At 40.9% G+C, this 14,981-nt stretch carries 10 protein-coding genes; 1 reads left to right on the forward strand and 9 read right to left on the reverse strand.

The window, feature by feature from the left end; all coding sequences use genetic code 11:
• Positions 1 to 5: 5 nt before the first annotated feature.
• Complete coding sequence (locus ACQY4U_RS12920) at positions 6 to 2,249, forward strand: S41 family peptidase (RefSeq protein WP_428329858.1); 2,244 nt, start codon at positions 6 to 8, stop codon at positions 2,247 to 2,249.
• 89 nt (positions 2,250 to 2,338) lie between these two features.
• Here ACQY4U_RS12920 and ACQY4U_RS12925 read toward each other — a convergent pair whose 3' ends face one another.
• The 9 genes from ACQY4U_RS12925 to ACQY4U_RS12965 all read right to left on the reverse strand — a co-directional run bounded on the left by ACQY4U_RS12925 (position 2,339) and on the right by ACQY4U_RS12965 (position 14,874).
• Positions 2,339 to 3,325 (reverse strand): amidohydrolase family protein, encoded by a 987-nt coding sequence (locus ACQY4U_RS12925; RefSeq protein ID WP_428329859.1) that lies wholly within the window; start codon positions 3,323 to 3,325, stop codon positions 2,339 to 2,341.
• Positions 3,326 to 3,615: 290 nt separating this feature from the next.
• On the reverse strand, positions 3,616 to 4,638 hold the full coding sequence (locus tag ACQY4U_RS12930; RefSeq protein ID WP_428329860.1) for an LLM class flavin-dependent oxidoreductase: 1,023 nt from the start codon (positions 4,636 to 4,638) through the stop codon (positions 3,616 to 3,618).
• 314 nt (positions 4,639 to 4,952) lie between these two features.
• A complete protein-coding gene (locus ACQY4U_RS12935; RefSeq protein ID WP_428329861.1) occupies positions 4,953 to 5,873 on the reverse strand; it encodes a helix-turn-helix domain-containing protein in 921 nt (306 codons plus the stop codon).
• Between the two features lie 15 nt (positions 5,874 to 5,888).
• A complete protein-coding gene (locus tag ACQY4U_RS12940) occupies positions 5,889 to 6,851 on the reverse strand; it encodes an NAD(P)H-binding protein (RefSeq protein ID WP_428329862.1) in 963 nt (320 codons plus the stop codon).
• A gap of 248 nt (positions 6,852 to 7,099) precedes the next feature.
• A complete protein-coding gene (locus ACQY4U_RS12945; RefSeq protein ID WP_428329863.1) occupies positions 7,100 to 10,252 on the reverse strand; it encodes an efflux RND transporter permease subunit in 3,153 nt (1,050 codons plus the stop codon).
• Positions 10,253 to 10,276: 24 nt separating this feature from the next.
• Positions 10,277 to 11,380 (reverse strand): efflux RND transporter periplasmic adaptor subunit, encoded by a 1,104-nt coding sequence (locus ACQY4U_RS12950; protein WP_428329864.1) that lies wholly within the window; start codon positions 11,378 to 11,380, stop codon positions 10,277 to 10,279.
• Positions 11,381 to 11,411: 31 nt separating this feature from the next.
• Positions 11,412 to 12,677: a TolC family protein gene (locus ACQY4U_RS12955; RefSeq protein ID WP_428329865.1), complete on the reverse strand. Its 1,266-nt coding sequence runs from the start codon at positions 12,675 to 12,677 to the stop codon at positions 11,412 to 11,414.
• Between the two features lie 157 nt (positions 12,678 to 12,834).
• Entirely contained in the window at positions 12,835 to 14,190 is a 1,356-nt protein-coding gene (locus ACQY4U_RS12960; protein ID WP_428329866.1) for an ATP-binding protein, read from the reverse strand.
• 12 nt (positions 14,191 to 14,202) lie between these two features.
• Complete coding sequence (locus ACQY4U_RS12965) at positions 14,203 to 14,874, reverse strand: response regulator transcription factor (RefSeq protein WP_428329867.1); 672 nt, start codon at positions 14,872 to 14,874, stop codon at positions 14,203 to 14,205.
• Between the last annotated feature and the right edge of the window lie 107 nt (positions 14,875 to 14,981).

Raw genomic sequence — 14,981 nt, forward strand, 5'->3', positions numbered from 1 at the left:
GGCTGATGACTAAACTTTTTTTGTTATTGATGCCCATGCTTTTATGCACGGTTGTTAACGGACAGGTAAAATTTAATGGGAATTTTGAAAAGATAGATAGTAAAGGCAACCCGGTAGGTTGGGACCTTACTTTTGATGGCCATAATACTTACGAAATTAAGGTTGATAGCCTGGTGAAAAGACAAGGTAAGTACTCCGTTTCTATTACCCCCGGCAATAGTAAAAACGGGTTTGGCGCAATTAATTTCCCTATAAACAAATCTTTTCACGGCAAGAACCTGATCCTGATTGCAAGTATAAAAACTGAAAATGTAACCGGAGGCTGGGCTGGTATCTGGCTGCGCGTTGATGACAAGGATAAAAAAACGCTTGGCTTTGATAATATGCAGAACAATGGCATTACCGGAACAAACGACTGGAAAGAATATATGATCCAGGTTCCTTATGATGAAACCGAAGGTGTAACTATCAATATGGGGGCTTTGCTGGCCGGTAAGGGAAAAATGTGGGTAGACAGCCTCCGTTTATATTTAGACGAAGTTCCGATTGAAAAGGTAAAGGTAGTTCAGCGGCATGTGTACGGTGCTGTAAAGGATTCAGCCTTCGCAAAAAGATCAGGGATTGATACCGTTTTATTGAAGGGAAAAAATACGGCTTATTTAACATTATTGGGGCAACTATGGGGGCTGTTAAAATACTATCATCCGGCGGTTGCAAGCGGCGAACATAATTGGGATGCTGAGCTTTTTAGGGTGATGCCGGCAGTGCTGAAAAGTAAATCTGATAAGCAGCTTTCAATCGTATTAGAGCATTGGGTTGATAGATTAGGAAAACCTTCGGCTTGCAAAAACTGTACAGATATTAATAAAATTAAAGATCTGTACAACAAGCCTGATTATGGCACCTTATATACCAACCACATATTTAGTAAAACGCTTGTTGCAAAATTGCGCTATATTATTGCCAATAGGAATACCGGGAGCAACTACTATGTAAATTTAGATACTACAGCCGCCAATAACCCGGAGTTTCATCATGAAGAGGGATATGTAAAAATGCTTTATCCCGATGCCGGATACCGGCTTTTAGCCCTTTACCGTTATTGGAGTATGATTAATTATTTCTGCCCAAACCGTAATTCGATAGCGGGCGGATGGAATAATATATTAAGCGAGTATATCCCCAAATTTATTGCTATCAGGAATAAAACCGACTATGCCAAAACAATGGTTGAACTGATAGCCCGTATTAACGATACGCACGCTTTTATACAAAACGATGTGTTTGAAGCCCATAAAGGTACTTATCGTTTGCCGTTTCAGGCCAGGTTTATTGAAAACAAGCTGGTTGTTACCGGTTACTATAAGGATACGCTAAATGTAAAAGATCAGTTTAAGATAGGCGATGTTATTACCGAAATTAACGGAAGTACAATTGCCGGGCTGTTAAAAAAATACCTGCCAATAGTACCTGCCTCAAATTATGAGGGTAAACTCAGAGATGTTACCGGTAATTTTTTGCTGCGGAGTCAAAACCCTGCTTTTATATTTAAACTGATCCGCAATGATCAGCAGGTGCAAGTAAAATGCAGGGCAATAGAAATGGCTAATGTTAATTTTTACGCGCTCGATTTTAATGCTGATCCTTCAAAGCCGGCTTATTATATGTTGAATGAAAAAATCGGGTGCTTTTTTCCGGGTACCTATAAAAGAGCTATGCTTGATGATATTGAAAAGAAGTTTTCATCAACCAAAGGCATCATCATTGATCTGCGTTGTTATCCTTCAGACGATGTGATCAATACATTAGGTAAGTACCTGAAAACTGATTCATCAGTATTTGCCAAGTTTACAGCGGGCTCGGTTGCGTATCCCGGCATGTTTTACACCACTACAGCAAGCTATGGCGGCAATAAAACAGGCGAACATTATAAGGGTAAAATTGTAATTTTAGTAAATGCGATAACCCAAAGTAATGCCGAATTTGTGACGATGGCACTGCAAACCATCCCCAATGTTAAGGTGATTGGCAGCACCAGCGCAGGGGCCGACGGCAATATTTCACAAATTAACCTGCCGGGAAATTTCACTACTTATATATCCGGCCTTGGCGTTTATTATCCCGACGGTACTTGCGCGCAACATACAGGTGTGAAAATTGATTATGTAGTTAAGCCTACCATACAAGGACTAAAAGCCGGTCGCGATGAAGTATTGGAAAAAGCTACCGATTTAATTGATCGGGATTAATTACAATATTGTAAATCAGGCGTAATTGTCCATTAAGTTTATTGTCCTGTAGCTGATGTGCGGAATACCTATTATCAATACCTACACCTTTATATCTTTAACTTCAGTAGCTTGTCTGCATTGCCATGTGCAAGTTGTGCTATTTGCTCGGCAGGGAGTTCAATGGCATTCAAAAATTCAATTCCCATTTCGTTTGTACTAAACGGATAATCAACCGAAAACATAATGTTATCAATACCAAAAGTATCCAGAGCAATTTTTAACGGTGGCTGGGTGAAAAAGCCACTGGTAGTAATATGAAGCTGATCCCTAAAAGTATCGGTAAGCGTGCGCTGGTTGGCGCCACCATTACCCGGTTTTAATGCTTTTTCTGATCGGGCCATCATCATGGGCAGCATTTCTCCCATGTGGCCGATGATGAGTTTCAGTTTAGGATATTGATCAAATATGCCTGAAAACAGCAGGCGCAGCACATGTAGTGCAGTTTCTGAATGCCATCCCCAGCCGTAACAGGCCAAAGCTTCGGCCATGCCCGAATAATTAGGCAGGCCACTATAATAAATATCGGCTACCCCCTTTGGCGGCAAGCCGGGGTGCAGATAAATGGGTACGTCAAGTTTCTCGGCCCGTTCAAATATGGGTGCAAATTCGGGTTGATCTAAAAACTTTTCTTGCGTTAGTCCCCTTATCATTGCACCGCAAAAGTTGTGTTGTTTAACTGCGCGTTCTAACTCGTCGGCAGCGGCAACTGGTGCTGTCATCGGCAGCAGCGCAAAACCTGTAAAGCGGTTCTCAAACCCTTTAATCCTTTCCGCAATCAGGTCGTTATATTGCATGGCAAAGTCAGGGCCATCCTGAGTATTTAACAAATTGGCGCCCGAACTATCTACCGACAGCACTTGCATCGAAATGCCATTATCATCCATTGATTGTAAACGTTCCCCGGTTATATCAGCCAGCTTTGGGGCCATCCTTTGCATAGCTACTGACTGGCCAAAGCCACCTAAAGCCTCTTTAGGTATTTTACTGGTCATTTCCGGAAAAGAAATATGTTCTTCAAGTGTTACTATTCGCATGGTAAATTGATGTTTAAATGTTTTGTACGGATATGATCGTACATAAAATATACAATACAAATAAACGTGCCAGATTTATAAAACGCAATGCATTATCAGTGGTAGTTATAGGATTATTCGCGGTTAATTAAAAAGCTACCGGTGCAGGTTGATTCTTATTGATTTTTATTGCAGTGCTGCCTACAGATGGAAAAAGTGCAATTCAGGATTATCCTAACCAGCAGCCAGCTCATTCCGGCCATGTTTAATGGTCATGTTAAAAAACAACTGCTTTATTAATTTTTAACTTATTAAGCATTAGCCTTTATCAGCGGTATAACTTTTTTACCAATTAATTCTATCGAACTCATTAGTTGCGAATGGGTAAGCCCGGCATTATCCATCTGGAAAGTAAACCGGTCAACGCCGCCCAGGGCCTGGCTGTGGCGTAATAGTTTTTCTGCCACCTGCTCCGGTCCGCCAACAACAAGTACGCCTCTTGGCGCAATTAATGAATCGAACTGGCTTTTGGTAACTGGTGGCCATCCGCGTTCCCTGCCTAATTTTGTCCAAAGCTCTGCATAACCCGGATAATAATCGGCTGTTGCCTGTTCATTGCTTGCCGCCACATAGCCGGGTGAATGCAAACCCACTTTTAATTGCTCCGGCTTAAATCCTGCTCTTTGTCCGGCTTCACGATAAAGATCAATCAGTGGGCGAAAACGGTGTGTTTCGCCGCCAATAACAGCTACCATTAGGGGCAATCCCAATGTGCCTGCTCTTACAAACGACTCAGGTGTGCCGCCAACGCCAAGCCATACGGGCAGTTTTTCCTGCAAGGGTCTTGGGTAAACAGGCAGATTATCCAACGGCGCCCTGAATTTACCCGACCAGCTTACAAACTCATGGTCGCGTATTTTAAGTAACAGATCAAGTTTTTCTTTAAACAAGGCGTCGTAATCGTTCAGGCTAAAGCCAAATAAAGGATACGCCTCTATAGACGAACCACGGCCAACTACTAACTCGGCCCTGCCTTTTGAGATCAGGTCAAGCGTGGCAAAGCTTTGGAATACACGGACAGGGTCGGCAGCACTCAGCACGGTGACCGCACTGGTTAAGCGGATGCGTTTGGTGCGGGCGGCTGCTGCAGCCAGGATCACTGCGGTAGCAGAATCTAAAAACTCTTTTTTATGGTGTTCGCCAATGCCAAAAACATCTAAACCAACCTCATCGGCAAATGCTATCCTGTCAAGCAATTGTTCCATTGCATCCACACTGCTCAATGCATTGCGGCCATACATGGCCGATGCAAAACTATCAACACCTATTTCCATGCTAAAAATCTTTCTAAATTATCCGTTCACAAAAGTAAGGTGATCTGTGCCTTATTTTGTTATAAATCCGTTTAATTTAACAGGGTAAAAAAGTTATTACAGCCATGCTTTAATTGGCGCAAAGCGATAATGCGCCATGTATTTTATTCAGCATAATTTATAGATTAGCTTAAGCTTGTTTTAAAATAATGAAACGGATTTCACAGCAACTCCCGGTTCTATTAAACCAGTGTTTACTTGAAGTAAATGGCCCTAAACAAATCAAAATAATAAAGAAAGGTTAAACTCCTACATCTGTAAACTCAATAATTGTCTTAATTAAATGCCTGTCTGAATGCTAAGGGTGAAAGATTGGTTTTTGCTTTAAATAACTTGCTGAAAGATTGCATATGCTCAAACCCTAATTCGTAAGCAATTTCACTTACCGATAAACCGGTGGTTGATAATTGCTCCTTGGCTTTTTCAATCAGCTTGTTATGGATATGCTGCTGGGTGCTTTGCCCTGTTATTGCTTTAAGTAATTCGCTCAAATAACCGGGCGATAAATTTAATTCGCCTGCAATATAGGCTACGGTAGGCAAACCATGTTTGGTTAAAGCCCCGCTGTTAAAATATTGGGTCACTATATCGTCTACCCGGTTAACTATCTGATGGCTGGAGATTTTACGGGTGATGAACTGGCGCTGATAGAAACGGTCGGCATAGGTCAGTATTACCTCCAGCTGGGCTATAATTACATTCTGGCTAAATTTGTCAATATTGGCGTGATATTCCTGCTCAATATATTGTACTATCCCGGTAATCAGGTTTTCTTCTTTTTCAGAAAGATATAAGGCTTCATTAACCGAATAACCAAAATACTCATATTGTTTGATAGACTTTGCCAACGGGGTGTTCCATAAAAAATCAGGATGGATCAATATCATCCACCCCGATGGTTTTTGTGTAGATTCCTTTTCAAACTCCAGTCCCCAAACCTGTCCCGGCGCCATACAAAACATTACACCTTCATCAAAATCACAAGTTTGCTGTCCGTATTTTATCCGGGCATTTAAATCTCTTTTCAGGGAGATGGTATAAAAATCAAAAATTAAACTAATGGGGCCCTCAATAACCGGGGGTTTAAAGGTTGCAATGTCAATCACCGTGATCAAAGGATGTTCGGGCTTTGGAAGCCCGACTAAACGGTGATATTCAGTGATCGTTTTTATCCGGTATGGTTGATTGCTTGACATATTACAATATATGGTTTACTGGTTATAAACTGCGGCAAATTCTTTAGCAAAATCTTTCATCTTTATTTTGCCCATTACCTTTGGTTTGTTTTTATAATAATCTTCATTTACCAGGCCATTATGCATACCGGCATTCATATCAACAACGCCCTGAGCCCTCGACTCCGGCATTTTAAACATTTTTAAACCACCCAGCATGTCTTTGTCAGACATTAATGCCCATTTTAACCAGGGTTTGCCAATGGCTGTGCCAATAATTTTTGCAATTTCATTGCAGGTTAGCTCTTCGCTGGCAATATACTGAAACATCCTTTCAACAAATGGTGTGGTAAGGAGTTGAGCAATACTCGCTGCAATATCAACCGGCGAAACCCAGGGCATTTTATCATCAGCACCATAGTTTGCGGCTATAACGCCTTTTTTACCGGTTATTAAACTCCATAAGCCATTAAACCTGACTGTTAAAAAGATGCCAAGAAATCCTTTTGCTTCAATAGAGGTTTTAAAATCATACATATTGGTATAAAAACCTACAGGCCGGGCATGCTTTATTATAACATCCGAAGGCAGTTCTTTAAACAAACGCTCGGCAAGGTGATGAAAAGCAAGTAAGCCATTGCCTTTATCTGTATGTGCACCTATGCTGCTTAAATGCACTACGTTTTTAACCCCCGATGCAAGGATGGCTGCACAATAGTTGCCAATCTGCCTGCGGGTAGTTGCCATGATGTCCAGATTAGGATCGAAATAGTCAAACGGTGGCAGCATACAATACACGGCATCGGCACCGGTAAAAGTGTTGGTCAAAAACGTTACGTCTTCAATTGAACCTATAGCGGCTGTTGCACCTAATAACTCAATGGCAGACTGTTTTTCGGACTTGCTGCTGATCACAGTAACTAAATGCCCTTTGTGTACTAACTCTTTGGTTAGCGGCTTACTGATGTTCCCTAACGAACCTGTAATTATAATTTTCATGTTGCTATCTTTTTGTTGATACAAAGGTGCTTAGCAATAACGACGGGGATTTAGCCGAATATAGGTTTATTGTAGCCGAAACAGGGTTTAGTTAAAAAGGAGGGAAATAACCTGTTTTTTATTGATAATTGAGCCTTACTATTAGCGCCTACATAACCTTATCAGGCAGTACAGCATAGCCGTACTGCCATCAAAAGCATTAATAAAAGTTAGGGGTATTAATTATCTTGTTAAAAAACTATAATTCATTAAGTTGTTGTTGTATCTGTTTTTCTGTATGCCCAGCCAAAAATGAGCGGGAACACCCACAGGCTAAACAGCATTGCGCATAGTATACCGCCAATTACTACCCTTGCCAGCGGCCTTGAACTTTCTGAACCGATACCATGTGAAATTGCCGCCGGGAAAAGGCCGATAGCTGCCATTAATGCCGTCATCATTACTGGCCTGATCCGGGAGTTTACGCCAAGCTTAATAGCGGTATAAAGGGTAAGCCTTTCGCCTTGAATAATATCCAGGTTTTGTTTAAATACCGTGATGAGCAATACACCATCCTGTATACATATCCCAAACAGCGCTATAAAACCTATACCTGCTGATATACTGAAGTTTGTACCTGTAATAAGTAATGCAGCTATACCGCCAACTATTGCAAACGGCACGTTGAGGAATACGAGCGAGGCATCCTTAAAATTACCGAACATGATAAACAGTAATAAAAAGATAAGCGCTAAGCTGATAGGTACAACCTGTGTAAGCCGTTTTTCGGCACGCTGCTGGTTTTCAAAATCGCCCTGCCAGGCCATGTGGTAGCCCTTTTTTACCTTTATTTTGGCATTTACTTTTTCCTGTGCCTCTTTAATGGTGCTGCCCATATCGCGACCACGAACCGAGAATTTAAGGGTTGCAAAACGTTCGTTCTCGTCCCTAAAAATTAAACAGGGGCCAGTTTTTTGACTGATAACAGCTATTTCTTTAACAGGGACACGTGAGCCATTTAGCGTGGGGACAAGCAGGTTGCCAATATCTTCGGGTGTTTTACGGAATGCTTCGGGGAAACGTACACGGATGTCAAATGTGCGTACGCCTTCGTATAATGTTGATGCTGCTGTACCGCCTATGGCCATAGCTATAACGGAGTTTGCATCGGCTGCCGATACACCGTACTGCGCCATTTTTTGCTGATCGAGGTTAATATCCAGCTCGGGCAGGCCTATGCTTTTTAATACGCCTAAATCTTCAATACCTCTAACCCCTTTTAGTACCTGGTAAACCTCGTCAGTTTTTTTTTCCATGTAGTTTAATGAGTCGCCGTAAACCTTTACAACAATGGAGCCCTTAACACCTGATACGGCTTCTTCCACGTTATCACTGATCGGCTGCGAAAAATTAAGATCGGCACCGGGCAGCACGCTGAGCTTTTTATTCATTTGTGTAATCAGCTCCTCTTTGGATATTTTAGGTTTCCAATCATCCTCAGGGTACATTACCACATCAAACTCATTATTATAAAAGCCAGCTACATCGGTACCATCATCGGGCCGGCCGGTTTGCGAGGCTACGTATTGCACCTGCGGAAAAGTCATTAATATACTGCGCACCTGTTTGGATGTTTCAACCGATTTTTCGAGGGATACGCTGTAAGGCAATTGTACCCTTAGCCAAATTGAACCTTCATTTAACTCGGGTAAAAATTCGCTTCCCAAAAGTTTGAATGCCAGTAAGCCTATTACCATTACAATAAGCGAAGTGGTAACTACAAGCTTTTTATATTTAAAGGCCTTAGTAAACCCAAACAGCATAAAGCCCGATAGCTTGTGCACAAAGGGGTTGTGTTTTTCGTGCACGTTTTTTGAAAGCAGCAGATTGATAAGTACCGGCACCAGCGTAAGTGTGGTAATAAGTGCCCCGAACAAGGCAAAGCCAAGCGTATATGCCAGCGGCGAAAATAATTTACCCTCGACCTTTTGAAAAGCAAAAATTGGGAGCAGGCCGGTTATGATAATAAGTTTCGCAAAAAATATAGCCTTACCAAGCTCGGCACCCTTATTTTTAATGAGGCCCATTTTAGCTAATTTGTTAAAGCGCTCCATGCCTACCTGTACCGCCTTATGATCGAGTATTACAAACATACCCTCAACCATAACCACAGCGCCATCAATTATGATCCCGAAATCAACTGCACCTAAGGATAGCAGGTTTGCCGACATGCCCATTAAGTGCAGGCATATAAATGCAAACAACAGCGCCATTGGTATAATAATGGAAACTATTAATGTGGTGCGCCAGTTAAACATAAACAACGATACCAGGAAGGTTACCAGCAGTATACCCTCAATAAGGTTATGCAATACCGTATGTGTGGCATACCCGATAAGGTTTGAACGATCGTAATATGGGACTATCTTGGTATCGGCAGGCAGTATATCATCATTTAGCTTTTTTATTTCGGCTTTAACCGCATTGAGCACTAACGATGGGTTTTCCCCTTTACGCATTACTATTATTGCCTCAACAGCATCTTCATCATCAATAACTGTTCGTTTTCCATCCTTATCAATAATAGCATCGCTGCGGCCAACCCAACCCAAACGCGGCAGGTTTGATATGCTTACGGTAGCCACATCATTTACCAGTATGGGCGCCCCGTTATTGTTACTTATTATAATGTTACGAATTTGGCTGATGTCTTTTAGTAAGCCAATCCCGCGGACGGCGAAGGCCTGGTTGTTTTGTACAATCATATCGCCGCCAACATTAATATTTGTTTTTTGGATGGCTGTAAATACATCAAGCGGCGTAATGTTTAACGAGGCCAGTTTTTTAGGGTCGACTGTGATTTCAAAAGTTTTTGTTTTGCCGCCAAAGCTGTTTACATCACCAACACCTGGTATAGCTTTTAAACGGCGGTCAATTACCCAATCCTGCAAGGTTTTAAGCTCGCGAACATCCCTTACCTTGCTGCGCAGCGTGTACCTGAATATCTCGCCGGTGGGGCCGGTGGGTGGTTGTACCGATGGCGTAATACCATTTGGCAGGGTGGCGTTGGTTAGTAAATTAAACACCTGTTGCCTTGCCTCGGGGTCCTTTACATCATCATCAAAAATAACTTTAACATAGCTCAGGCCAAATATGGTGGTTGAGCGCAGACTCACCTTTTTTTGCACCGGGTTTAATGCTATCTCAATAGGGATGGTAACCAGTTTTTCAACCTCTTCGGCACTTTGACCCGGCCATTGGGTTATTATATCAATTTCGGTATTGGTAACATCCGGGAAAGCCTCAATAGGCATCTGCATAAAGGTAAATACCCCGGAAATAACCAATAAAACAGCAGCACTAATAACCAGGTATTTGTTTTTAAGCGAAAACCCAATTATACTTCTAAGTATCTTTATCATTATCTATTTATATGGTGTTGATAATTAGCTGTTTAATGAACCGTAAATAAGCAATGCTTGTGAGCCTATCAGGTGCTCGCCCGTGGCTACTCCGCTTTTTATATAGGCTGTTTTTCCATTTATGCTGATAAGATCAACCGGAGTTATCTGTAGGTTCTTCTTGCCTTTTACAGTAATAACATAGTACTGGCTGTTATCATAAATAAGTGCGCTGCTGGCAATAGCTGTTGCCTGCTGGTGCGTGGTAGTATTTATGGCTACCGTGGTAAACATTTGCGGTTTTAAAACAAAACCGGGGTTATTTAAAACCACGCGCATTTTCATCACCTTGGTTGTAGGGTCAAGCACGTTCATTATTTTATCAACGCGGCCTTTAAAAACCTTATCGGGATATGATATGGTAGTAACATCGGCCTCATCGCCTTCATGTACCTTGTCAATATTTTGTTCGTATACGTTGGCTTGTACCCAAACATCTTTTAAATCAGATATGGTGAACAACCCGGCATTATTATCGGTACGGATGGATGTACCGTTAGTAACATTTTTTTGTACAATGAAACCATCAATAGGCGCTTTTATAAAGTATTCGCCATTTTTATTGTTACCGTTAATACTCAGTATTTTTTCGGCAGCTATTTTGGCAGCTACAGCCTGCTCGTAATTTGATTCGGCATTGGTAATATCAACCTGCGATGCCAGCCCACTTTTAAACAGGTCTTTTTGCTGGCTTAATTGTTTTGCCGTTAAGCGGACATTAGCTTCGGCATTAATAAGGGCGGCGTTATAGTTGGCAACTTCGGCACTTTTTACCACCCCTAATACCTGGCCCGCTTTTACATAGTCGCCGGGCATTACTTTTACATCTTCTAAATTCCCGCTCACTAAGGGGAAAACGTTAACCACCTTATCAGTATTAAAATCAACTATGCCGTTAAATTTTATAGCATCCTGTACGTTTGATGTTTTTACAGTATCAATTACTAATGTGCGCAGCAATGAATCGGGTATAACATACGGTAGCCTGGTATCATCGGCAGTGTTGTTTGAACTGCATGATACAATGCTGAATAACATGCAGCAACCTGTTAAAATACTTATGCCCGGGCTTATTAGTTTATTACTCATGGGTATATTGATATAAGAATATTTGTATGGTTTACTGATTAAAAAAGGAAGTACCGGTAACGTAGTTCAATTGCTCTAACGATGTGATGCGGTTAAGCTGCAGGGTATTTAATTGCAGGGTATTGGTTTTGTACGAATCATAAAAATCCAAAAACTCCAGTAAGTTGATGTTCCGTTTTTCGTAGTTCTTAAAAACTTCCTGTATCAGGTGGTTAAAATCATCTTTAAAATGCGGGTCAAAGCTGTTATACAATTTCTCGAGCCTTAAAGCCCCTTTGTAATTGGTTGCTACATCACTTTCAACCTGGTTTTGCTGGCTTTGAAGCTGTACTTTGCTTTGATCGATAGCAATACGGGCCTGTTTAATACCGCCCTGGTTGCGGTTAAAAAATGGCAGGCTAAATCCTACCCCGGCACTTATAAAATTGTTACCATAGGAGCCCAGTTTATCATAGTTGAGTGACAAAGAAATATCAGGTACTGCATTTGCTTTTTGCAGGGCAAGGTTGGCATTGTTATAGTCTACCGTTATTTTAGCAAGCTTTAAATCATAACGGTTTAAATAGGCCGAATCTAATAAACGCTGGTAAGGCGTGGCGCTTACCACTTCCTTTCCATCCAGGTCATAATTAGCTACAGTCTTAATAATAACATCCGTATTTGTTTTGGTAAGGAGCCTTAATTCGCTTTGTACGGTATCTATCCCAACCTGCAGGTTGTTGTATTCGGCTTGTAAGGAGTAAAGCTGTGATTGGATCCGTAATACTTCTTTTTCGGCAATATTGCCTTTGGTGTATTGCTCTTTAAAAGCAACCAGTATTTTTGAAAGCGAACTGATCTCTTCGTTATAAACCCTGGCAGATTCTTCCTGGAAGTAGATCGTATAAAAATCATTTCTAAGGGTAAACTTCAGCGTCCGCAGTAAATCAAAAAACTGAAATTTTGCCTGGTCAACACCTATTTTAGCTAATTGAATGCCCTTATTACGCTTGCCTGCCGTAGTAAATAGCTGCGAAATATTTACCGATTGTTCGCTGAAAGCATTAGGAACTCCCGATGCATGGATACCATTGGCAAACCCAAAATCAGGATTTGGGAACAGCCTTGCGGTTATGATCTGTGCACTGGCATTATCAATATTATAACGCTGGATGATGAGCTGAAGATTGTTTTTTATAAAAAGATCTTCGGCTTGTTTAACAGTTAGTTTTAAAGTATCGGCTGCTGCATTTGCAGCAAAACCGGTTAAACAAAAAACAGGTATCAGTATAAAAGTACGTGCAAATTTTTGGAACATAAGCTATGTTTACCAATAGTGCACTTAACAAAATTCAAACACTATTGATACTTACAAAAATAAATACACGCTATTAGGGGATACTTAATCTGTTATTAAGGGGAGATTAGTTGTTCATTAAAATTTTCTAATGTCAACTGTGATTTTTGATAGCCTATTATTGATAGGCAGGTAAAACAATAAGGAATTGGGTGCCCTTATTAATTACTGATTTAACTTCAATGGTTCCGTTATGGAGTTTTATGATGTTCTCGGTTAATGATAAACCAATACCATAGCCAACAAAACTCAGGGCATTGCTTGAGCGGAAGAATGGCTGGAATATTTTATTTAAATCCTTTTGTTCAATGCCGATACCATGATCGGTAATAAGGATATTGATACCACGATGATCGCAGAAGATCTCGCACTCAACCGATTGCTCCGAAAATTTCAGGGCATTTTTCATGATGTTGCTGATAGCGATAAAAAGTAATTGCCTGTTACCGGCCAGTGTATATTTTGCAGGGTTATAGGGCAGGTTATATTTTAATTCGATGCGGCTTTCGGCTCCTTTAATCATCAGCTCATCCTTTGTTTCCCACAAAAGCTCATCCATCCTTATCGTTTGGAAATCGTGATTCTCCACATTGGTTTGAATCAGCTCCATCAAGCTGTTAATAATATAATTAAGCCTCTCAGTTTCCTTAATAATATTAGCAAGCGTTAACTGGTACTCGGCAACTGATCGTTGTTGCATTAGGGTGATTTCAGCTTCGCCAAGTATGGTGGTAATGGGGGTGCGCAATTCGTGGGATGCGTGGGCAATAAATGATTTTTGTCCTTCAAACGATTGTTCCAGGTGCTCAAGCAATTGGTTGATGGTGAACGATAGACTGTCAATCTCGTCGGTTCTTCTTTGCCCCATAGGCAGTCGCAAATCTAAACTTGACGCCCTTATGCGGTTTAAATTAGACGTTATTTTAACAATAGGAAGTAAAGCAATGCGCGAAAATGCCCTGCCCATAAAAAAGGTAATGATTAACGAGGCTAGGAAAAAGAAAAACATGATGAGGCCTAAATCATGCATATCATGGAAGCCATTATGATCTACTGCCGATACCATGATGATAAAATTGCCCGAGTTATCAGCATAATAAATACCAAATACCTGGCTTTTTCCTTGCGAAAACTGGACCTGCTTTTGCGCAACCACGGTTTTTAAAATGGCCGTATCCCAGTGTACCAAATCTTCCTTAATAAACTGCGGTTTGTATTGCTGGTTATAGATCCTTATAGTTTCGTCAGACAGTGACTGCGGAAATTTTTTGAGTACGCTTTTAAAGTTTTCTTTTGATAGATTATCTTCTGCCAGGTAAAACTGGGCAACTGTTATAGCCCGGTCATTAAGCTTACCAAAAAAAGTTTTAACACGGTTATGCTCAACAAATAAGTATATACCTGTTAGTACCAGCAGTAATAACACGGCAAACAAAAAAGTAAACTGAAGCGATAAACGGTCTTTAACTTTCAATGTGCTGCTTTATTAATCCCTGATGATATAACCCATACCTATAACGGTATGTATTAACTGTTTTGGGTAGCCTTTATCAACCTTGCTGCGTAAATAATTAATATATACATCAATTAAATTAGTGCCCCGGTTAAAGTTTATACCCCAAACAGATTCGGCAATGTAAACCCTTGATAGCACCCGGTTTTTATTGTACATCAATACCTCAAGCAGGGTAAACTCCTTGACGGTTAATAATATGATATTGCCATTGCGGGTAACGGTTTTGCGGAAACAATCCATTTGTAAATCGCCTACCTGGTAAACCGTACCTGGTAGTACCATTGAGCGGCGACGATCAAGCGCCTTGATGCGGGCCAAAAGCTCTTCAAAGTGAAACGGTTTAGTTAAATAATCGTCGGCGCCGTTTTCAAGACCCTGTACCTTATCGCTCACTGTGCCTAAGGCGCTCAGCATTAAAATAGGGAGCTCTTTTTTAAACTTGCGTATCTGCTTACAAACTTCAAAACCGTTAATATGTGGTAAAACAACATCTAATATAACTAATTCAAAATCCTGTTCTAAGGCAAGCTTGCAACCCATACTGCCATCGTAAACGGGGGTAACATGATGAAATTGTTCTTCCAGTCCTTTTTTTATAAAGGCAGCAACCTTTGGTTCATCTTCGATCAGTAAAATATTCATTTGGCTGCGTAAAAAATTTCACAAAGATAAACAGGCCCAAACGCATTGTATTGGATATTAGAACATTCTAATACAGATTAAAAAAATCTAATGTCAAAAAAAGACTT

Source organism: Mucilaginibacter sp. (assembly GCF_965277465.1).
Classification (GTDB): domain Bacteria; phylum Bacteroidota; class Bacteroidia; order Sphingobacteriales; family Sphingobacteriaceae; genus Mucilaginibacter.